The organism is Candidatus Palauibacter sp., from assembly GCF_965208055.1.
Classification (GTDB): Bacteria; Gemmatimonadota; Gemmatimonadetes; order Palauibacterales; family Palauibacteraceae; genus Palauibacter.
In genome coordinates, this window is record NZ_CBDBNY010000004.1 from 165041 (window position 1) to 184451 (window position 19411).

A 19411-nucleotide genomic window follows, 5' to 3' on the forward strand; every position below is an offset into this window, starting at 1 on the left:
CGAACCCGCGCGCGTGCTGACGTAACGTGCGCCGCGAGATCGTCGTAAACGCCACGACCCGCGAGAAACGGGTCGCGATCGTAGAAGACCGCAAGCTCGTCGAACTGATGTACGAGCGGCCCGACGAGCGCCGCATCGTCGGCGATATCTATCTCGGCGTGGTCGAGGCGATCGTGCCCGGACTTCAAGCCGCCTTCGTCGACATCGGCGCCGAGAAGGCCGGCTTCCTGCACGCCTCCGACCTGCAGCCCGACGAAGATCCCGATGATGAGGGCAACGGGGGACGGGAACGAAACGGGGGGCGTCGACGGGCGCGCGGCGAGAACGCTCCCCGCATCGAGGAAGCGATCCGCAAGGACCAGACGCTCCTCGTCCAGGTCGTGAAGGAGCCCATCGGCACGAAGGGGCCCCGCGTCACGACGCAGGTCTCGCTCCCGGGCCGCTTCCTCGTGTATATCCCGGACTCGTCCAACATCGGCGTCAGCCGCAAGATCGGCGACCGGGAGACGCGCGCCCGCCTGAGAAGCATGGTGCGGGACATCCTCGGCGACGACGGCGGCGTCATCGTCCGGACGGTCGGCGAAGAGTTGACGAAGGAGACCTGCGAGCGGGAACTCAAGTCGCTGCGCAAGACGTGGCAGAAGGTGCGCCGCCGGCAGAAGGGGATGAAGGCGCCGGCCCTCGTGTACCAGGACGCGCGCCTGACGTCCGGCATCATCCGCGACCTGTTCAGCGACCGGATCGATGAGCTCACGGTGGATTCGGCAGACCTGTACCACGAGATCCGCTCCTACCTGGGACAGGTGGACCCGGATCTGCTCGAGCGCGTGAGCCGGTACGAGGGCGCGGCGCCCATCTTCGACGAGTTCGGGATCGAGGAGGAGATCCGCCGCGCGTTCCGCCGCACCGTCCACCTGAAATCCGGCGGCCATGTCGTGATCGAGCAGACCGAGGCCCTCGTCTCGATCGACGTGAACACGGGGCGCTACACCGGTCGGCGCGACCCGGCGAAGACCATCCTCAAGACGAACCTCGAGGCGGCGGGAGAGATCGCCCGCCAACTGCGTCTGCGCGACGTGGGCGGGATCATCGTCATCGACTTCATCGACATGAACGAGGAGGAGTCGCGCAACAGGGTCGTGCAGCAGATGAAGACCCTTCTGGGACATGACCGCGCGCGCTCGAAGGTGTTCGGCATCTCCGAGCTTGGCCTGCTGCAACTCAGCCGGCAGCGCGTGAGCCCCAGCCTGCACCAGCGGATGATGGAACCGTGTCCGTACTGCGAGGGCGCGGGGAGAATCCTGGCTTCCGAGACGGTGGTGCGCCGCCTGGAACGGGCGCTGGACCGGGTCGCCGCGGCCGGCCGGGAGAGCGGGATCACGATCCTCACGCATCCGGTGATCGCCCTCCACCTGCTGGAGCGCGAGCGGGAATTCCTGGGCCGAATGAGGGACAGCGGCAAGATCGCGATCGAACTGCGCGACAATCCGCTGCTCGGTCTCGACGAGTTCCGGCTCCTCGCCCACCCGGCCGACTCCGACGTGACGAAGAAGTACATTTCGAGCTAGCCCCGGCGGGCCCCGGCGACGCGTCGAATCCACGCCGTTTTGTTTGACACATCGGCTTGGCTCCGGTAATCTCAGCGGCTCGCAATTCGTGGAATTCCAGTGGTGATCTGACGATATGTACGCGATTTTCAAAGCCCAGGGGAAGCAGTTCCGCGCGGTGGAGGACGCCGTGCTCCGCATCCCCTCCCTCGAGGCGGAGCCCGGGGATACGGTCAAGTTCGATGACGTGCTGCTCGCCGAGCAGGACGGGGACGTCCATGTGGGAGCCCCGTGCGTGGCGGGGGCCTCGGTCGCGGCGGAAGTCGTGAGCCACGGGCGCGGCGACAAGATCATCGTCTACAAGATGAAGCGGCGGAAGGGCTACCGGCGGAAGCAGGGCCACCGCCAGGGTTACACGGAGATCCGCATCGTCGGCATCGATCTGCCCGACGAGCCGCGGGAAGCGGCGGCGAAGCCGGCGGCCGCGGCTCCGAAGGCTGAAGCGGCTCCAAAGGCCGGAGCGGCGCCCGCGCCCGAAGCCGCTCCGGAAGCCGAAGCCGCCCCCGCCGCCGAGTCGTCGCCGGTGGACATCACTCCGATGGCACGGGAGCTGGCGGAAGAGCACGGACTCGACCTGGGCGCGATCGAGGGAACGGGCAAGGACGGCCGCATCCTCAAGGGCGATGTGGACAGGGCCATTGCGGCGAAGGAAGGCGACTGATGGCGCATAAGAAAGGTGTCGGCTCCAGCCGCAACGGACGCGACTCGAACGCGCAGTACCTCGGCGTCAAGAGATACGGGGGCGAGCGGGTCACGGCGGGCCATATCCTCGTTCGGCAGCGGGGAACGCCCTTTCACCCGGGTCGCAACGTCGGCCGGGGGAAGGACGACACGCTGTTCGCGCTCGCCGACGGAGAGGTCGAATTCCACCGCCGGCGAGGCCGCCGCTTCGTCAGCGTCGTGACACCGGGGACGCCGGGAGCATAGCCCGCCGCGCGCTCGCAGCCGCACCGCCACCGGCTGCAGCCGCGCCGGGCGGCCCCGGCGTCCTCAGACTTTTGTCGGACCCCCTCGGCAGCCCCCTTAGGAGCCCCCTCAGGAGCCTCTGAACTCGGGCTTCCGCTTCTCCAGGAAGGCGCCCACGCCCTCCGCCATGTCGTCGGTCGAGAAGAGGAGCGAGAACCAGCTGCGCTCGAACTTGAGCCCCTCATCCAGCGGCATCCGCCGCGCGGCGAGGATCGACTCCTTGGCGGCCTGAAGCGCGACGGGGCTGCGGCTCGCGATGTTCGACGCGAGTTCCATCACATGCTCGTCCAGTGCCTCCGGGGCGACCGCGGCTTCCACGAGCCCGATCTGCTCCGCCTTCTCGCCCGAGATCAGCTCGCCGCTCATCACAAGCCGCATCGCCCAGCCCTCACCCACCAGACGCGGGAGCCGCTGCGTGCCGCCGGCGCCGGGGATGAGTCCGAGGTTGATCTCCGGCTGGCCGAGCCGGGCCGAGGTCGAGGCCACGCGCATGTCGCACGACATGGCGAGTTCGCAGCCGCCGCCGAGGCAGAAGCCGTTGATCATCGCGATGACGGGCTTGGGGAAGGACTCGATCGCGCTGTACATGTCGCCGCGCGTCATGCTGCGGTACTGCTCGACCGGACGCGCGTCCTTGAACTCCGAGATGTCGGCGCCCGCGATGAAGGAGCGGTCGCCGGCCCCGGTGATGACGACGACGCGGACATCGTCGTCGCCCGCGAGGCGGTCGAGCGCGCCGAAGATGGCGCAGCGGACGGCGCCGTTAAGCGCGTTGAGCTTCTCCGGCCGGTTGACCGTGAGCTTGGCGATATGTCCGTCGAGTTTCTCGACGATAAGGACGTCACTCATGACGACTCCGATGCTTCAGGTTGGCTGGTTTTGGACGTTCCCGGCGGCCTGAGACGGTCGCCGATCGAACGGTATCACGCGAGACCCCATGGGGCTATGCGCCGGCGTCCCCCGCGGCTTCACTCCACCAGCGCTTGACGCAGGGCTTCTCTCACGGCGACGCCGTCTTCCTCGGACAGTCTGCCGATCCTGCGGAGAATCAGGTGTTCATCGAGCGTGAAGAGCTTGAGGCGAACCTTGCATGGAACCCGGAGACCGGCTTCGCGCCAACGCCGTATCGATACATCGCTGGCCCACTCCGCATGCGTCGACGTGATCATCGCCAGAATCGATTGCCGATGCCGGGTGTGGAAGCTCGCCGAGGAAACGACGAGTGCGGGCCGTCGCCGGGATGCGTCCTTGTCCGTGAACGGGAAGGGGACTACGACCACATCGAGCGACTCACAGGTCACGCCATGCTTCCTCGTCTTCGGGTGAGGTCCATTCGGTCATGGTTTCCGAGAGACCGCGCAGGTAGCCATCGGGACCCGGCGTCACCTTGCGAACGACCAGGTGTTCACCCGCGATCTCGAAGGCGAGTATATCACCCTCGATCAAGCCAGCCTCATCGCGGATCTTCTTGGGAATCGTTGTCTGACCCCGCGCTGTGATCCTGGACAGATTCATCCCGTACTCCTCCGCGGACCTCGCTTACGTTTCTGATTATACCGAAAATAAGTAACTCTGATCCACGATGCACATCCCCCGAGAACGACGGGACTCGGGACCGCCTCCCTCTGGCGGTGCGCAGGCTCAGGCCAAATGCGTGGTGCGGCCGCCGACGACGGTGCGGACGACTTCGATCTCCTTGATCGCGTGTGGGTCGGCCGTGTGGGGATCGTCGCCGAGGATCACGTAGTCCGCGAGCTTCCCCGCGGTGATCGAGCCCTTGATGTGCTCCTCGAAGGAGGCGTGAGCCCCGTTGATCGTGCAGATGCGGAGCGCCTCGGGGACGGAGATCTTCTGGCTCGGCCCCCATTCGCGTCCCTGCATGTCCGTGCGCGTGACCATGCTCTGGATCGCCATCAGCGCCTCGAACGGCCCCGGCGGGTAGTCGGACGCGCCCGCCACCGGGATGTCGTAGTCGAGGAAACGCCGGTGGGCGAACATCCATTCCATCTTCTCGGGTCCGTACTCGCCCCACTTGTTCCCATGAAAGTGGATGTAGGTGTAGAAGGGCGTGGGGATCGCGCCGATGTCCTTGATCCTCTGCAGGAGTTCGTCGTCCACCAGCGAGCAGTGCTCGAGCCGGAAGCGGGGGTCGGCCTGCGGCATCTCGCGCTGGACTCGCTCGTAGGCGTTGAGACACATGTCGATCGTCTTGTCGCCGTTGGCGTGGATCCCGATCTGGAAGCCGGCGCGGACGGCATCGTCCACCGCCTCGTGGATATCCTCCTGACTCATGGTGCTGATGCCGTAGTCGTCCGGGCGCCCGACGTACGGGGTGCGCATCGCCATCGTGCGCTCCGAGGCGGAGCCGTCCGCGCTGTACTTGACGGCCCCGATGCGCAGGTTCTCGTCGCCGAAGCCGGTACGGATCCCCGCCTGCTTGAGCGCCGCGAACAGGCCGCCGCCCCCGGAGGGGAAGTAGTACATGCGGAAGCGGAGGTCCCCCGCGTCGTAGGCGTCCTGCAGCGCGGTCAGGCCCTGGCTGCTGCCGCCCGTCTCGTGCACGGAGGTAATGCCGGCCGCGGACATCAGTTGTCCGATGAGGGCGACGCCGGCCTGGCGGTCTTCCCGCGTGCTGCCGCCGGGGACGAGGCGCTGCAGCGGGCGGCGCGCGAGTGACGCCACCTTGCCCGTCAGTTCGCCGTTCTCGCGGTAGAAGTGCCCGCCGGGCGGGTCGGGCGTGTCCACGGTGATCCCGGCCAGTTCGAACGCCCTCGAGTTGTAGACGCTCGTGTGCCCGCCGCGGTGCGTGACCTGGACCGGGTGGTCGGGGACGGCCTCGTCGATGTCGAGGCGGTTGAGCGGGCGCCCCTCCTCGATCTTGGTGTCGTCGTAAAGGAAGCCGACGACCCACTCGCCCGCAGGCGTGTTCTGCGCGCGCTCGCGGAGCGCGGACTTCATGCCCTCGATCGTGCGGATGTTCATGTCCACTTGCGTGAGGTGGCGCATGCCGGCGGAGGAGGGATGGTTGTGCGCGTCGATGAAGCCGGGGACGACGGTCCCGCCGCCCGCGTCGATGCGCTCGGTGCCGGGGCCGGCGAGGTTCGCGATGTCGTCGTTCGATCCGACGGCGAGGAAGCGGCCGCTCTTCACGGCGAACGCCTCGGCCTCCGGGTTCGCGTCGTCCACCGTGTAGACGGTCGCGTTCGTCACGACCTGGTCCGCGTGCCCTCCGGCGTCTCCCGCGGCCCCTCGGCCGCCTCCGCCCTGCGTCGCGCAGCCCGCCAGCGCCGCGCCTCCGGCCGCGAGCCCGGAAAGGGCCATGAACTCCCGGCGATTGACTTCGCTCATCGTCGTCTCCTCACAGAGTTTCCCGGCAGAGTCTCGTCACAGGGATCGCGCGCGCCGAAACGCGCGCGCCGCCTCAGGCCTCGTATGTGGCGCGGCCGCCGACGACGGTGCGCAGAATCTCGATCTCCTTGATCGCGAAGGGATCGGCCGTGTGCGGGTCCTCCGCGAGGATCACGAAGTCCGCCAGCTTGCCGGCGGTGATCGATCCCTTGATCCCTTCCTCGAACGCGGCGTGGGCCCCGTTGATCGTGCACACGCGGAGCGCCTCTTCGACGGTGATCTTCTGGCTCGGGCCCCACTCGCGCCCCTGCATGTCCGTGCGCGTGACCATGCTCTGGATGCCCATCAGCGCCTCGAACGGCCCGGGCGGATAGTCGGAGGCGCCCGCCACCGGAATCCCGTGGTCGATGAAGCGCCGGTGGGCGAACATCCATTCCATCTTCTCCGGCCCGTACTCGCCCCATTTGTTGCCGTGAAAGTGGACGTAGGTGTAGAAGGGGGTGGGGATCGCGCCCACGTCCCGGATCCTGCGCAGCAGGTCGTCGTTCACGAGCGAGCAGTGCTCGAGGCGGAAGCGGGGGTCGGCCTGCGGCATCTCCCGCTGGGCGCGCTCGAAGGCGTTGAGGCACATCTCGATCGCGAGATCGCCGTTGGCGTGGATGCCGATCTGCCACCCGTGGCGCACCGCGTCGTCCACCGCCTCGTGGATCTCCTCCTGGTCCATCGTGAGGATCCCGTAGTCGTCGGGGCGCCCGACGTACGGCGTGGACATGGCCATCGTGCGCTCGGAGGCGGAACCGTCGGCCCCGTACTTGATCCCGCCCACCTTGGCCCACTCGTCCCCGAAGCCGGTGCGGATGCCCGCCGCCTTGAGGGCGTCGAAGAGGCCGGAAGGGTCGCCGGCGTTGGGGAAGACGTAGGCGCGGAAGTGGAGTTCGCCCGCGGCGTACGCGTCCTGGTAGCTGACGAGGTCGTTGCCGGCCCCGGTCTCGTGGACGGAGGTGAGGCCTGCCGCCGCCATGCGCTCGCCGATGAGGCGGATGCTCTCCTGCCGCTCCGCGCGCGTCGTGCCCGCGGGGATGAGGCTCTCGAGCGGGTCCTTGGCGTGTTCCGCCACGCGCCCCGTGAGTTCGCCGTTCTCCCTGTAGTACCTGCCGCCGGGCGGGTCGGGCGTGTCCGCGGTGATCCCGGCGAGTTCGAACGCCTTCGAGTTGTAGACGCCGGTGTGGCCGCCCCGGTGGGTGACGGAGACGGGATGGTCCGGGACCGCGTCGTCGATGTCGGCTCGCGTCAGCGGACGTCCGTCCTCGAGCTTCGTGTCGTCGTAGAGGAAACCCTGCACCCACTGGCCCGGCGGCGTGTTCTGGGCCCGCTCGCCCAGCGCGCTCTTGATGGCCTCGATCGAGCGCACGTCGAGGGTCACCTGCTTGAGGTGCTTCGTACCGGAGTAGAAGGGATGGTTGTGCGCGTCGATGAAGCCGGGGACGACGGTGTGGCCGGCGGCATCGATGATGTCGGTGCCGGGACCGACGAGGTTCGAGATGTCGTCGCTCGAGCCCACGGCGAGAAAGCGGCCGCTCTTGACCGCGAACGCCTCGGCGCCGGGCAGGTCGTCGTCCACCGTGTAGACGGTGGCGTCGCGGACTACGAGGTCCGCGTGGCCGCCCGCCGCGGCGCCGGCGCCGGAGCGCGATCGGCTTCCGGGGCTGCCGGAGTCTCCCGCGCCGCAGCCCGCCATTGCCGCGCCGCCCGCCGCGAGGCCGGAGACGGCCATGAAGTCACGCCGGGTGATGTCGCTCATACCGTATCTCCTCGGAAGCTTCGGATCCCTGCGAAGCGCAGCACGGTGGCTACTTTAGCTCGACGAGTTGGTCGGGGTCCACGCGCACGACGATGTAGGTGATCGTTTCGGTGATCTCGCTGAAGCCGTGCGGCGAACCGGCCGGGATGATGAGCATGTCGCCGGGGCCGATCTCCTGGCTTTCCCCGCCCGTGATCCCGCCCACGGAACTGGGTCCGGTGAGCGTGCGCACGGTGTTGCCCTCGGGGTCGAGGGCGCGCGCGTCGGAGAGTTCGCCGCCGGTGACGAGCGTGCCGCGGCCGGAGACGACGTAGTAGACCTCGGTCTGATTGTGGTGCTGGATCGCCCCGAGCGACGTGGTCGGCGGACGCTGCACGACGCCGACGCCGGCGTTGTGTCCGCCCGCGTCGATGTGCCGGATCTGCTGGTCGCTGACCCGGCCCTCGGGCGCGTTCGCGATCGTGGCGAGGATGTCGGCGGCGGAGACGTAGGTGGCCGGCGGGTTGTCCGGGTGGTCACCCGGCGCCGCGCTCCAGAGGACACCTGCCGCGAGGGTGGCGACGATCAGCTTCGACATGGTCCGGCTCCCGTTTCGATTCATGGAGAGATGAGACGGTCCGCGGATTCTAGACCGGCCCGCCCATCCGGTCCACGGCTTGCCAGTCGCCGTTGTAGCTTTAGGCCATTGCCTCAACTGGCCATGGAGGATTGGAAGATGGACAAGACGCGGCTCGGGAGGACCGTCGAACTCCTGCGGATCGGCCGCTCCAGGGGGATCCTCCTCTCCCGGAGGTTGTTGAACAAGTACGGCTGGACCGATTCTCTGAGCCTTGAAGAAACCGACCACGGCATCGTGCTCCACCGGGCTGGGGAGGGCAGGCAGTCCTGGGAGCGTACGTATCGCGCCATGGCCGCGACCGATGAGGACTGGAGCGATCTTGAAGCCACCGCTGGCGACGGGCTGGTTCGCTGAAGAACCGGCGCGGGACAACGAGGAGTTGCGGGCGCGCCGCGTTCCTGCGGGAACGTTTTCCGGGCGCGCGACTGTACTGCGGTCGTGTTTCCGGCGTACGTTTCATCGGAGTTTGAGATGAACCGGTGGTCAGAGCACGCAGGAGAAAGTCGGATGAACGGTTGGAGCCGCCGCAACTTCGTCAAGACGACCGCGGCCGCGGGGCTCGCGCTCCCGGCCGCGCCCGCCCTGGCCGCGGCCGGCCCGCGGGCCGCTGAGGCCGGACTCCGCGTGGGTCCGGCGGTCGGCTCTCGTGCCGACGACGATCCGCTGGGGATCCGAGGCCAGTTTCCGGTCACGGAGGAGTTCGCCTACCTGAACACGGCCTCTACGGGGCCGCTCCCGCTTCCCGTGCGCGAAGCGCTCGTCTCCTACGCGGACGAGAAGATGACGTACAAGGATCCGGGGAGCCGCAGGCGCGCCGTCGACCGGGCGCGCAGCCGTTTCGCGTCTCTGTTCGGAGCGGACGAGAGCGAGATCGCCTTCCTCTTCAACACGAGCGACGGCGAGAACATCGTGGCCAACGCGATCGACTGGCGGCCGGGCGACAACGTCGTCATCGACGAACTCCACTTCGTAACGGCCTTCGTCGTCTACCGCGAACTCGAACGGCGGGAGGGCGTCGAACTCCGCATCATCCCCTCACGCGAAGGACGCGCGCGCCCCGAGGACTACGACGCGTACACCGACGACCGCACGCGGCTCGTCAGCGTGGCGTGGGTCTCGAACCGCAACGGGTTCCGTCACGACCTCCCCACGCTGGCCGAGATCGCGCACGCCCGGGGCGGGTACCTGTTCGCCGACGGGATCCAGGCGTTCGGCACCTTCCCGACGAACCTCCACGAGGAGGGCGTCGACTTCGCGTGCGGAAACGGGTACAAGTGGCTCCACGCCGACTTCGGGTGCTCGATCCTGTACGCGCGCAGCGAGCACCACGACTGGATGGAGCCCGACCGCTTCGGCCACGCGCAGGTCGCCGAGACGCTCCCGGAGCACCAGTACCGGCTCAGGACGGACGCCCGGAAGTTCGAGCACGGGAGCCTGGCGTTCGGTCCCGTCGCGGCCATGGACGCCGCGCTCGGCTTCATCGACGAGGTGGGTCTGGCGCGGATCGCCGAGCACACGCACGCGCTCGCCGGCGATCTCCGCGAAGGCGCTGCGGAACTGGGGATGAAACTCTTCACGCCACCGGAGAACCCGTCACCGATCGTGAGCTTCCATCACGGCATGGACCCGGACGAACTCGGGGATGCACTGCGCGAGGAAGGGGTGCTCTTCACCTACCAGGAGGGAGGAGAACTCCTCCGCGCCGCCGTCGCGATGTTCAACAACCGCAATGACATCGACCGCCTGCTCGGAGTGATCGCCGCCCGCGTGTAGGTCTCACTCCGCGGGATCGACCTCTATCCGCGGGAGCCCTGCGCCGGTGAGCCGTCGGTTCAGGCGGGGCAGGTCGTCGCTGAGGAGATCGTCGAGGGCCTGCAGGTGCACTTCGAGTTCGGCGGAGAGCTCGTTGAAGACTGCCTGGTAGGCGTCGATCGGCGTACCGTCGCCCCGCTCCAGGTGGCTGCGCAGTCCGGTCAGGCGATCGTTCAGCTTGATGGGGAAGGCGATCTTGTCCTTCGGGCTCTGGTTGCGGAGCTGGTAGAGTTCTCCCGCGACCGACTCGATTCCCGCCGCGAAGCCGGACACCTCGTCCCGGAGGCCCGCATCGTCCGCCCTGCTGACGATCGCGTCGATCTGGGAGAGGAGATCGCGCACCAGAATGACGCTCTCGTTCGCCCGGCTCTCGGCGTCGCGGATCGCCATCGCGAGGCGGAACTGATCGGTGAGCGCCACGGCGGGGAGGTCTCCGAGTCTCGGGTCGAGGCGCACGTCGAAGCTCGCCTCGCGGGTTACGTCGCCTACGGTGAGGCCCGCGAGGTAGCGTCCCGGCGGCGCCCACGGTCCCACGCTCGGATCGCCACCCTCAAGAACGATCCCGGGGAACGTCACCGCGCCCCGGTAGCGGAGGTCCCAGCGGACCCTGTGGGTGCCCCCCTCTACGATCTCGTCGACGAGGGTGCGGACGTGTTCGCGTTCGTCCGTCAGGATGTCGAGCCGCACGTGCCTCTCGGGGGCGCTCACCCGGAAGTCGATGACCGCGGGAACGGATCGCCGAACTGCGTCGGCCGGCCGGAAGAGGTGTACGTCCGCGCCGGCGAGATCCGCGTCCAGTTGTCGCAGCGTCTCGATGTCGTCGAGCACCCAGAAGGAGCGGCCGTGGGTGCTGATCACGAGGTCGCGCGCCTCCACCGATAGTCCGGTGACGGGCGTATCCGGAAGCTCGAACGACAGGTCGCTCCAACTCGAGCCCGCGTCGAACGACACGAACACGCCGCGCTCGGTCCCCGCGTACATGAGCCCCGCGCGCTCGGGATCCTCCCGGATGACGCGCACGAAGGCGCCATCGGGAATCCCGTCGTCGATCCGGGTCCATCTCGCCCCGTAGTCGTCGGTCCTCCACGCGTACGGCGCCCGGTCGTCCATCTCGTACCGGATCCCGGCCACGTGCGCGCTCGCCGGCCGGTGCGGAGACACGTCGATGGTCATCACGCGCGTGTGCGGCGGCATGTCCGGGGGCGTGACGTCCTGCCAGTTGCCGCCGCCGTCGCGCGACACGTGGACGAGCCCGTCGTCCGACCCCGTCCAGATCGTCTCCGGTTCGTGCGGCGAGAGTCCGATCGAGTAGAGCGTGCCGTAGATCTCGGGCCCGTCCTGGTCCTTGATGATTGGGCCGCCGGAGTCGCCCAGCGTCTCCGGCTCGGCGCGCGTCAGGTCCGGGCTGATCTTCTCCCACGACCGACCCTCGTCGAGCGATCGCCACAGGTGCTGCGATCCGACGTACAGCGCGTGGGGCGGTGCCGGCGCCACCGCGATGGGGTAGGTCCAGTTCCAGCGCTCGGGCATGTCCCGCGCGGGCTCGCCCATGACGATGCGCGGCCACGGCTGGATGTCCGTCGCCATCCCGGTCGTCCGGTCGTAGCGGGTGAGCGTGTTCGTCGCACCCGCGTAGAAGATGTCGGGATCGGCGGGGTGCGGAGCGATGTAGCCGCTCTCGCCTCCGCCCACCGGGTACATCCATTCCGTGCTCACGCCCCGCGGGTCCCTCAGATGGGCCGGCTCGGACGACACGCACACGGTGGAGTTGTCCTGCTGCGCGCCGCACACGTGGTAGGGGAAGTCGGCGGTCGTCGCGAGGCGGTAGATCTGGGCCGTCGGAACCCGCATCGAGGTCCATGTGCGCCCCCCGTTCACCGTGACGACGCCACCCCCGTCGTTGCCGTTGATCATGCGAAGCGGGTTCGTGGGGTCGATCCACAGGTCGTGATGGTCGACGTGGGACTCGGGCACGCTCTCGAGCGTGAGTCCGCCGTCCGTCGAGCGCATGAGCCGGAAGTTGAGGATGTAGAGCGTGTTGCGGTCGACCGGGTCCGCCGCCAGACGCTGGAAGTAGAAGGCGCGCTGCCAGATGTCCCGGTGGCCGTTCACGAATTCCCACGTCCGGCCCGCGTCGTCCGACCGGTACAGCCCGCCCCGCTCGGCCTCGAGGTTCGCCCACACCCGGTTCGGGTCCGCGCCGGACACGGTCATCGTGATCTTGCCGAGCACGCCGTCGGGGAGGCCCGGGTTGCGCGTGATTTCGGTCCACGTGTCGCCGCCGTCGGTGGACTTGAAGATCCCCGATCCCTCGCCGCCGCTCCACAGGCGCCACGGCTTGCGATACACCTGCCACAGCGTCGCGTAGAGGACGTCCGGATCGCTCGGGTCCATGACGAGGTCGACGGCCCCCGTGCGCTCGTCGCGGAAGAGCACCCTCTCCCACGTCTCGCCTCCGTCGGTGGTCCGGAAGACGCCGCGCTCGGGGTTGGGTCCGAAGGGATGGCCGAGGGCGGCCACGTACGCGCGATCGGGGTCCGTCGGATGGATGCGGATCCGGCCGATCGCGTGGGTCTCGGCGAGGCCCAGGTGCCGCCAGTTCTTCCCGGCGTCGTCCGAGCGGTAGACGCCATCGCCCTGGAGGACGTTGGCCCGCAGCTGCACCTCGCCCATGCCGATGTAGACGATGTCCGGATCCGACGGCGCCATCGCCACCGCGCCGACCGAGGCGCTGCCGACCTCCCCATCGGTTACGGGCGTCCAGGTGGTCCCGCCGTCCGTCGTCTTGAACAGCCCTCCGCCCGTCGCGCCGAAGTAGTACTCGAACGGTCGATCCGCATGGCCCGCCACCGCGATCGAGCGTCCGCCCCGGTCCGGTCCGATCGAGCGCCACTCCATGGGAGGGAGGAGCGAGACCGGATCCTGCGCCGCGAGCCCCGGGGACAGCACAGCCAACGACATCGCAACCAGCACCGAGCGCACGAGCATCGGAACCCTACCTGATCTCCTCGCGGATCGCGGCGAGTTCCTCCGCGGCCCCGGGGGGTGGTTGCGTGAACAGGCTCACGCCGATCGTGACGGCGAAGCCCGCCGCGAAGCCCGGGAGCATCTCGTACAGGTCGTAGAAGCCCTCCTTGAAGAGGACGACCCACAACATCGTCACGAGGAAGCCGGCGATCATGCCGGCGAGCGCGCCCGCCCGGGTGGTTCGAGCCCAGAACAGCGAGCACAGCACGACCGGGGCGAAGGCCGCCGCGAGGCCGGACCAGGCGAAGAGGACGAACCAGAAGATCGCCCGCTCCGCGGTGAGCGCGAGCAGCAGACCGGTCACGCCGAGGACGACCGTCACCGCCTTGCCCAGCACTGAGAGCGCCCGCTGCCGGGCGTCCGGGCGGAAGATCTTCTGATAGATGTCCCGCACCGCCGCGGAGGAGGCGAGGATCAGCAGCGAATCGGCGGTCGACATGATGGCGGCGAGGACGACGACGAGGACGAGACCCGTGAACAGGTCGGGCAGCAGCCCCGCGGCCATGGCGGGGAGCGCGGTCTCGGGGTCGGCGAGGGCCGGGTAGAGGACGCGGGCGGCCATCCCGGTGAACACGGCCCCCATGTCGAACACGATGATGCAGCCGACGGCGATCGGCCCCGCCTTGCGGATCTCGCGCTGGTCGCGGGCCGCGAGGAAACGCGCCAGCAGCTGCGGGGCGCCGAGGAACGCGAGTCCGACGCCCACGAACCCGGCGGCGCTCGCGATCCCGAGCGGGGTGAACCCGAGCCCGCCCCCGAGCCGCAGGAGGTCCGAGCCGGACGCCTGCAGCCCTTCGAACACGGCGAGGGGCTCGGCGGCCCGCAGCCCGTCGACGAGCGCGCCCCATCCGCCGACCGCCCCGATGCCGACGAACGGCAGGACGAGGAGGCAGCCGAACATGAGCACGCCCTGGGCGAAATCCGAGTAGGCGACCGCCTTGAAGCCGCCCACGACGGTATAGAAGAGGACCACCGCGAGGCCGAGGCCTACGCCCACGCCGTAGCCGGTGCCGAGGAAGGAGTCGAACGCCTTCCCGGTGGCCGTGAGCTGGGCTCCCACGTAGAAGGCGACCATCGAGAGGACGATGACGGCCCCGACGATGCGGAAACTGTGCGTCTTGTCGCGGAAGCGGTCCTCGAGGTAGTCGGGGACGGTGATCGAACCGTACCGGTCGGTGAACGCCTTGAACGGTCGCGCCACGAAGGCCCAGGCGAGCGCGACGCCGAGCACCTCTCCGAGGACGACCCACAGCGCGTGCATGCCCAGCGCGTACCCGATTCCCGTGAGCCCGAGCAGGAGCCAGGCGCTCTCCCCCGTCGCGTTGGACGAGAAGGCGAGCACCCACGACGGGAGCTTCTTCCCGGCCGCGTAGTAGCCCTCCACGTCGTGCGACTCCCTCCCGCCCCACACCCCGATGACGAGCAGGAAGAGGAGATAGACGACGACGACGCCGATGATCACGGGAGAGGGCATCCATGCCTCCGTTCGCGCGTTGTTGGGGCGACTTCGGGTGACCTACCTTCCGCCACGGGCACGCCGCTGACAACCATCGCCGGAGAATTCGGTGTCGACAGGGTGTCGGCGGTACCGGACCCGCACGGGTCCCGGATGCGCGCAACCATGCTTCGAGGGACATGTCCGGAGGGCCGTATGAGAAGCGAAGCACCGGTGAAACGATCTCGGACTCTCTCCCGGGCCGGTCTCGCGGGCCTCGCGGTTCTCGCAGCGTGCGCCGACCCGCGACCCCACGCGGAGCTGATGGCGGACGCGGCCGCGGACGTCGAGGCGATTCGGCTGGAACGGGCGATGGTCCGCTACGACTCCGCCCGCACCGCCTCTCCGGAGGACGCCGAAGCGCACGGTCGATTCGCTACGGTGGCCAGCTACTTCAGCCTGCACGCGGAAGCCGCGCGGGCGTGGGAGCGGGCGCTCGAACTCGAACCCGGCGATTCCGCAGCCTGGGAAGGCTACATCCACGACCTTCGCTGGGCCGGCATCTTCGAGACGGACCGGCGGTACGGGGAGAAGATCCTGCGCGTGCTGCCGGAGGCGCTCCGCCACGCGCCGGACCGCCCCGTCATCTACGACGAGGCGGAGGAGGCGGCGTCCGATCTCGGACAGCTCGAGGCGTACGGCGCGATCCTCGCCGAAGTCGAGGCCATGCGGCCGGACGACCAGATCCTGCTCCACGCCCTGGGGTCGCTCCGCCTCCAGCTCGCCAACCAGGAAGAGGGCGACCGGAATCAGACCGTGATGGACTCGATCGGGGCCGTCCTCGACGCGCTCGCGGCCGAGGCCGAAGGCGATCCGAACGTCGACGCGCCGCTCCTGTACCGGCTCGCGGCCGGGTACGATTTCGGTCTGCTCCGGCGGGAAGAAGACGCGGACCGCTGGCTGGAACGCCTCGAGGCCGCGCCCGACCACGGGGTCCTGGCCGACGAACTGCGGTACTGGGACCTGGCCTTCGACTGGCAGGACGCCCTGTATGGCGATGGCGGCGATGGCGAGGGAGACCGGTGGGACGAAGTGTCCCGGATCGTCGCCGAGGGACTGAAGTCGAAGCAACTTGGAGAACGGGCCGCATGGTTCGCCCGGCGCTACGCGACCGTCCAAGCGGAGGTGATGGCCTCCCTGGATCCGGAGCCGCCGTCATCCGAAGTGAGCTACCCGCGCATCGCGGCCGAGCCGCCGGGTCCGACGCTCGATCCGGAAGTTGCGGAGTCGCTGTTCACTGCCGTGATGGAGGAGATCCAGTGGCAGGACGGCGTCTACGGTTCCAGGCTCAACACGCTGCTCTACTTCGGCATCCGGCCCGAGATCGTGCTCGAGAAGGCGGTCGCAATGGAGGAGGCGCTCCGCGCGGACCGCCCGGGATACCTTTATGCGGGAGACCGGGGCCAGGAGCGGGAGACGTCACGCAAGAGTTTCATCGATCAGGCCCGCGTGATTCAGGCCCGCGCACTCACCCAGCTTGGCGAGATCGACGCGGCCGGAGCGCTGCTCGACGAGCTCGCCACCGAGTCCCGCCGCAGCTGGACCCTGGCGGAATACGGGCGGCACCTCCTTCGCGAAGATCGGCCGGCCGAGGCGCTCGACGCCTTCGTGGAGGCCACCGCCTTCCGCGGCTGGTATCGCCAGGCGGCCGTGGAAACCGCCGCTGCGATCGGTCTGTCCGAGGAGGACGTCGAAGAGCGGCTCGCGGTGCGGGGCCCCGTCGTCGAACGGGAACTGGAGCAGCGCGAACTCGGCCGGCGCATCGAGCGCGAGGCTCCGGAGTTCGCGATCGCGGACCAGAACGGGATCGAGTGGCGGCTGAGCGACCTCGAGGGGAAGATCGTCGTGCTCAAGTTCTGGGCGACCTGGTGCGGCCCCTGCATCGAGGAGTTCCCGCATTTCGTCGAAATGCTGAAGACGTACGAAGACGACGAAGAGGTCGTGTTCCTCACCGTCGCCACGGCGGGTTCTCCGAGGGACCGGGTCGCCGCGCAGATCGAGGAGGGCGGCTTCACGTTCCCCGTCCTGTTCGACGAGCAGGGCCTCGCCCTGGACTATGAGATCCTCGGCTATCCGACGACGCTGTATCTGGATCAGGCCGGGTTGATCCAGTTCAAGCGCGAACGCTTCGAGGAGTCCGGCTACGAAGAGGGCGTCGCCCGCCGCATCGACGCACTCCGCCGCCAGTAGGCAAACCGGTTCCCCGGCAGGCAGGGGGTTCGACGTTCCCGCGGGAACGTCTACTATCCCTCCTGACCCGGGGATTGCGCGCAGATGGAGATACCGGTTGGCCACGCTCGCACCTGTCACAGCCACGCACGCCTTTGACGAGCGGCGGCTCGCGGACTACCTGCGCGCTTGCGGACTGCCCGAGTTCGCGGGCGGGCTGACGGCGCTCCAGTATCAGGGCGGTCAATCGAACCCCACTTACCGCCTCGAAGCGGGTGGCCGGTACTTCGTCCTGAGGAAGAAGCCGCCGGGCGACCTCCTGCCTTCCGCGCACCTCGTCGAACGCGAATACCGCGTGATGAAGGCGCTCGCGGACACCGACGTTCCGGTGCCGAAGATGATCCACCTGTGCGAGGACACCGGCGTGATCGGGCAGGCGTTCTTCGTGATGGAATACGTCGACGGGAGGGTGCCGACGGCCCCGGGACTGCCCGAGATCGACTCTCCCGACGAGCGGGCGGCGATCTACGACGCGATGAACGAGGCGCTGGCGCGGCTCCACTCCGTCGACTGGAGGGCCATCGGTCTCGGAGACTACGGGAAGCCGTCGGACTACGTCGCGAGGCAAACCTCGGTTTGGACGAGACAGTACGAGGCGGCCCGGACCGACCCGATCCCGGCCATGGAGGCGCTCGTCGAGTGGTTGCCCGCCAACACCCCCGCCGGCGACGCGTCGAAGAAGGAGACGACGATCGCGCACGGCGACTATCGGCTCGACAACATGATCCTGCACCCGACGGAGCCGCGAGTGCTGGCCATCGTGGACTGGGAGCTGTCGACGCTGGGCCATCCGCTGGCCGACCTCGCCTACAACTGCATGACGTATCACCTGCCCGAGGGGCCCCTGTGGAAGGGGTTGGGGGAGATCGACTGTGGGGCGCTGGGGATCCCGTCGGAGGAAGAGTACGTCGCCGCCTACTGTCGGCGGACGGAGCGCGCTGGCGTGCCGGACTGGGAGTTCTTCATGGCGTTCGGCCTCTTCCGGCTCGCGGCCATCTGCCAGGGCGTGTACGCGCGCGCCATCCAGGGCAACGCGAGTTCGCGGAACGCGCTGGAAGTCGGGGCGAAAGCGCCGATGCTGGCCGAGGCCGGCTGGGACTTCGCCCGCCGCGCCCGAGCTTCGCCCGGGGCGCCTGAGCCCGCCCGGGACGCCTGAGAGCCGCCCGTGCGTATCCGAGGTCCGCCGTGAGCGTTACGACTCCAGCGGACCCCGCAGTTCGAGCTTGGCGAGCGCTTCCAGGTGGACCTCGTCCGGGCCGTCGGCCAGGCGCAGCGTCCGCGAGTGCGCGTAGGCGGCCGCGAGCCACGTGTCGGGGCTCACGCCGAGGGCGCCATGGACCTGGATCGCCTGGTCGAGGACGCGGCAGGCCATGCGGGGGGCGACGACCTTGATCATCGAGATCTCGCGCCGCGCCGCCTTGCTGCCGACGGCGTCCATCATGTGGGCGGCGTGCAGGGTGAGGAGCCGGGCCTGATCCACGGCGATGCGGCACTCGGCGAGCGCGTGGCGGAGGGCGCCCTTTTCGGCGAGGGGGCCGGAGAAGGCGACGCGGGTGCTCGCGCGCTCGGCCATGTCCTCGATCGCGCGCTCGGCGACGCCGATGAGGCGCATGCAGTGGTGGATGCGGCCGGGGCCGAGGCGGCCCTGCGCGATCTCGAACCCGCGGCCCGGGCCGAGGAGCATGTTCCCGGCGGGCACGCGGACGTCGGTGAAGCGCACCTCGCCGTGGCCGACCGGGGCGCTGTCGTAGCCGAACACGCCGAGCGGCCGCACGACCTCGATCCCGGCGGCGTCGCGCGGCACGAGGACCATCGACTGCTGCCGGTGGCGCGCCGCGTCGGGGTCGGTTTTGCCCATGAAGATGAACAGCCGGCACTCCGCCCGGGGGGCCTGCGTCGCCCACCACTTGTGCCCGTTGATGACCCACTCGTCTCCGTCCCGCACGATGGACGAGCGGATGTTCGTCGCGTCCGACGACGCGACGTCCGGTTCCGTCATCGCGAAGGAGGAACGGATCTCGCCCGCCAGCAGCGGCTCGAGCCACTCCTTCCGCTGCGCCGGCGTCCCGTAGCGGGCCAGCGTCTCCATGTTGCCGGTGTCGGGCGCGTTGCAGTTGAAGACCTCGGGCGCCCATTCCACGCGTCCCATGATCTCGCAGATGAGCGCGTACTCGAGGTTCGACAACCCCGCCCCGCAGCGTCCGCCGGGATCGTCTCCCGGTAGATCCTCCGGATCGTCCTCCGGACCGTTCCCCCGATCGCCCGGGGGCTCCGCGTCGGGGGGGAGGAAGAGGTTCCACAGTCCCTCGTCGCGTGCCCGCGCCTTCAGCGTCTCGAGGATCGGCGGCGTGGAGAACCGGTTCTCCGCCGCTTCGATCTCGCGGTGGAAGGTCGCCTCGTTGGGGTGAACGTGCGCCTCCATGAACTCGCGCACGCGGGCCTGCAGTTCGAGAGATCGTTTCGAGAAGAGGGCTGGGGCGTTCACTCGCGTTCCACCGGGGTGTCGG

16 protein-coding genes are annotated in these 19411 nt (G+C 68.9%); 7 read left to right on the plus strand and 9 right to left on the minus strand.

The genetic code is table 11. The annotated features are described in order from the left end of the window. Window positions 1–26: 26 nt before the first annotated feature. From ACOGXI_RS01045 to rpmA, 3 genes are all read left to right on the plus strand, one after another. Complete coding sequence (locus tag ACOGXI_RS01045) at window positions 27–1568, plus strand: Rne/Rng family ribonuclease (RefSeq protein WP_419937053.1); 1542 nt, start codon at window positions 27–29, stop codon at window positions 1566–1568. A gap of 115 nt (window positions 1569–1683) precedes the next feature. After that, entirely contained in the window at window positions 1684–2268 is a 585-nt protein-coding gene (gene rplU / locus ACOGXI_RS01050; protein WP_419937054.1) for a 50S ribosomal protein L21, read from the plus strand. Beyond that, entirely contained in the window at window positions 2268–2534 is a 267-nt protein-coding gene (gene rpmA / locus ACOGXI_RS01055) for a 50S ribosomal protein L27 (RefSeq protein ID WP_419937055.1), read from the plus strand. The genes rplU and rpmA overlap by 1 nt, the downstream gene beginning before the upstream one ends. Window positions 2535–2642: 108 nt before the next feature. Here rpmA and ACOGXI_RS01060 read toward each other — a convergent pair whose 3' ends face one another. The 6 genes from ACOGXI_RS01060 to ACOGXI_RS01085 form a co-directional block, all read right to left on the minus strand. Next, the gene (locus ACOGXI_RS01060) at window positions 2643–3422 is read right to left on the minus strand and encodes an enoyl-CoA hydratase/isomerase family protein (RefSeq protein WP_419937056.1); all 780 of its coding nucleotides are present in this window, start codon (window positions 3420–3422) and stop codon (window positions 2643–2645) included. A 119-nt stretch (window positions 3423–3541) separates the two neighbouring features. Further along, window positions 3542–3874: a type II toxin-antitoxin system PemK/MazF family toxin gene (locus ACOGXI_RS01065; RefSeq protein WP_419937057.1), complete on the minus strand. Its 333-nt coding sequence runs from the start codon at window positions 3872–3874 to the stop codon at window positions 3542–3544. After that, window positions 3864–4088, minus strand: coding sequence for an AbrB/MazE/SpoVT family DNA-binding domain-containing protein (locus tag ACOGXI_RS01070; RefSeq protein WP_419937058.1), 225 nt, complete (start codon window positions 4086–4088; stop codon window positions 3864–3866). Before ACOGXI_RS01070 ends, ACOGXI_RS01065 begins: the two co-directional genes overlap by 11 nt. A gap of 126 nt (window positions 4089–4214) precedes the next feature. After that, window positions 4215–5921 carry an amidohydrolase gene (locus ACOGXI_RS01075; RefSeq protein WP_419937059.1) on the minus strand — a complete coding sequence of 569 codons (1707 nt, stop codon included), beginning with the start codon at window positions 5919–5921 and terminating at the stop codon, window positions 4215–4217. 73 nt (window positions 5922–5994) lie between these two features. Further along, entirely contained in the window at window positions 5995–7722 is a 1728-nt protein-coding gene (locus ACOGXI_RS01080; protein ID WP_419937060.1) for an amidohydrolase, read from the minus strand. 49 nt (window positions 7723–7771) lie between these two features. Beyond that, a complete protein-coding gene (locus tag ACOGXI_RS01085) occupies window positions 7772–8299 on the minus strand; it encodes a cupin domain-containing protein (protein ID WP_419937061.1) in 528 nt (175 codons plus the stop codon). Between the two features lie 138 nt (window positions 8300–8437). Between ACOGXI_RS01085 and ACOGXI_RS01090 the strand changes: the two genes are divergently transcribed. Together ACOGXI_RS01090 and ACOGXI_RS01095 are read left to right on the plus strand one after the other, a co-directional pair. After that, the gene (locus ACOGXI_RS01090; protein ID WP_419937062.1) at window positions 8438–8695 is read left to right on the plus strand and encodes an AbrB/MazE/SpoVT family DNA-binding domain-containing protein; all 258 of its coding nucleotides are present in this window, start codon (window positions 8438–8440) and stop codon (window positions 8693–8695) included. A 153-nt stretch (window positions 8696–8848) separates the two neighbouring features. Continuing rightward, window positions 8849–10114 (plus strand): aminotransferase class V-fold PLP-dependent enzyme, encoded by a 1266-nt coding sequence (locus ACOGXI_RS01095; RefSeq protein ID WP_419937063.1) that lies wholly within the window; start codon window positions 8849–8851, stop codon window positions 10112–10114. 3 nt (window positions 10115–10117) lie between these two features. Here ACOGXI_RS01095 and ACOGXI_RS01100 read toward each other — a convergent pair whose 3' ends face one another. Continuing rightward, window positions 10118–13141: a WD40/YVTN/BNR-like repeat-containing protein gene (locus tag ACOGXI_RS01100; RefSeq protein ID WP_419937064.1), complete on the minus strand. Its 3024-nt coding sequence runs from the start codon at window positions 13139–13141 to the stop codon at window positions 10118–10120. Between the two features lie 7 nt (window positions 13142–13148). Further along, complete coding sequence (locus tag ACOGXI_RS01105) at window positions 13149–14654, minus strand: sodium/proline symporter (protein WP_419937065.1); 1506 nt, start codon at window positions 14652–14654, stop codon at window positions 13149–13151. Between the two features lie 285 nt (window positions 14655–14939). Between ACOGXI_RS01105 and ACOGXI_RS01110 the strand changes: the two genes are divergently transcribed. Both ACOGXI_RS01110 and ACOGXI_RS01115 read left to right on the plus strand, forming a co-directional pair. After that, window positions 14940–16865 carry a redoxin domain-containing protein gene (locus ACOGXI_RS01110; RefSeq protein ID WP_419937066.1) on the plus strand — a complete coding sequence of 642 codons (1926 nt, stop codon included), beginning with the start codon at window positions 14940–14942 and terminating at the stop codon, window positions 16863–16865. Between the two features lie 97 nt (window positions 16866–16962). Then, window positions 16963–18060 carry a phosphotransferase gene (locus ACOGXI_RS01115; protein WP_419937067.1) on the plus strand — a complete coding sequence of 366 codons (1098 nt, stop codon included), beginning with the start codon at window positions 16963–16965 and terminating at the stop codon, window positions 18058–18060. Between the two features lie 36 nt (window positions 18061–18096). On the opposite strand, the gene ACOGXI_RS01120 is transcribed toward ACOGXI_RS01115, so the two are convergent. Continuing rightward, the gene (locus ACOGXI_RS01120) at window positions 18097–19326 is read right to left on the minus strand and encodes an acyl-CoA dehydrogenase family protein (RefSeq protein WP_419940132.1); all 1230 of its coding nucleotides are present in this window, start codon (window positions 19324–19326) and stop codon (window positions 18097–18099) included. Window positions 19327–19411 lie beyond the last annotated feature (85 nt).

Bases quoted from the DNA above. Each gene is read 5' to 3' on its own strand.
- rpmA (WP_419937055.1), top strand. From the start codon at position 2,268: ATGGCGCATAAGAAAGGTGTCGGCTCCAGCCGCAACGGACGCGACTCG.
- ACOGXI_RS01070 (WP_419937058.1), bottom strand. From the start codon at position 4,088: ATGAATCTGTCCAGGATCACAGCGCGGGGTCAGACAACGATTCCCAAG.
- ACOGXI_RS01080 (WP_419937060.1), bottom strand. From the start codon at position 7,722: ATGAGCGACATCACCCGGCGTGACTTCATGGCCGTCTCCGGCCTCGCG.
- ACOGXI_RS01110 (WP_419937066.1), top strand. From the start codon at position 14,940: ATGGCGGACGCGGCCGCGGACGTCGAGGCGATTCGGCTGGAACGGGCG.
- ACOGXI_RS01105 (WP_419937065.1), bottom strand. From the start codon at position 14,654: ATGCCCTCTCCCGTGATCATCGGCGTCGTCGTCGTCTATCTCCTCTTC.
- ACOGXI_RS01095 (WP_419937063.1), top strand. From the start codon at position 8,849: ATGAACGGTTGGAGCCGCCGCAACTTCGTCAAGACGACCGCGGCCGCG.
- ACOGXI_RS01060 (WP_419937056.1), bottom strand. From the start codon at position 3,422: ATGAGTGACGTCCTTATCGTCGAGAAACTCGACGGACATATCGCCAAG.
- ACOGXI_RS01090 (WP_419937062.1), top strand. From the start codon at position 8,438: ATGGACAAGACGCGGCTCGGGAGGACCGTCGAACTCCTGCGGATCGGC.
- rplU (WP_419937054.1), top strand. From the start codon at position 1,684: ATGTACGCGATTTTCAAAGCCCAGGGGAAGCAGTTCCGCGCGGTGGAG.
- ACOGXI_RS01100 (WP_419937064.1), bottom strand. From the start codon at position 13,141: ATGCTCGTGCGCTCGGTGCTGGTTGCGATGTCGTTGGCTGTGCTGTCC.
- ACOGXI_RS01075 (WP_419937059.1), bottom strand. From the start codon at position 5,921: ATGAGCGAAGTCAATCGCCGGGAGTTCATGGCCCTTTCCGGGCTCGCG.
- ACOGXI_RS01085 (WP_419937061.1), bottom strand. From the start codon at position 8,299: ATGTCGAAGCTGATCGTCGCCACCCTCGCGGCAGGTGTCCTCTGGAGC.
- ACOGXI_RS01120 (WP_419940132.1), bottom strand. From the start codon at position 19,326: ATGGAGGCGCACGTTCACCCCAACGAGGCGACCTTCCACCGCGAGATC.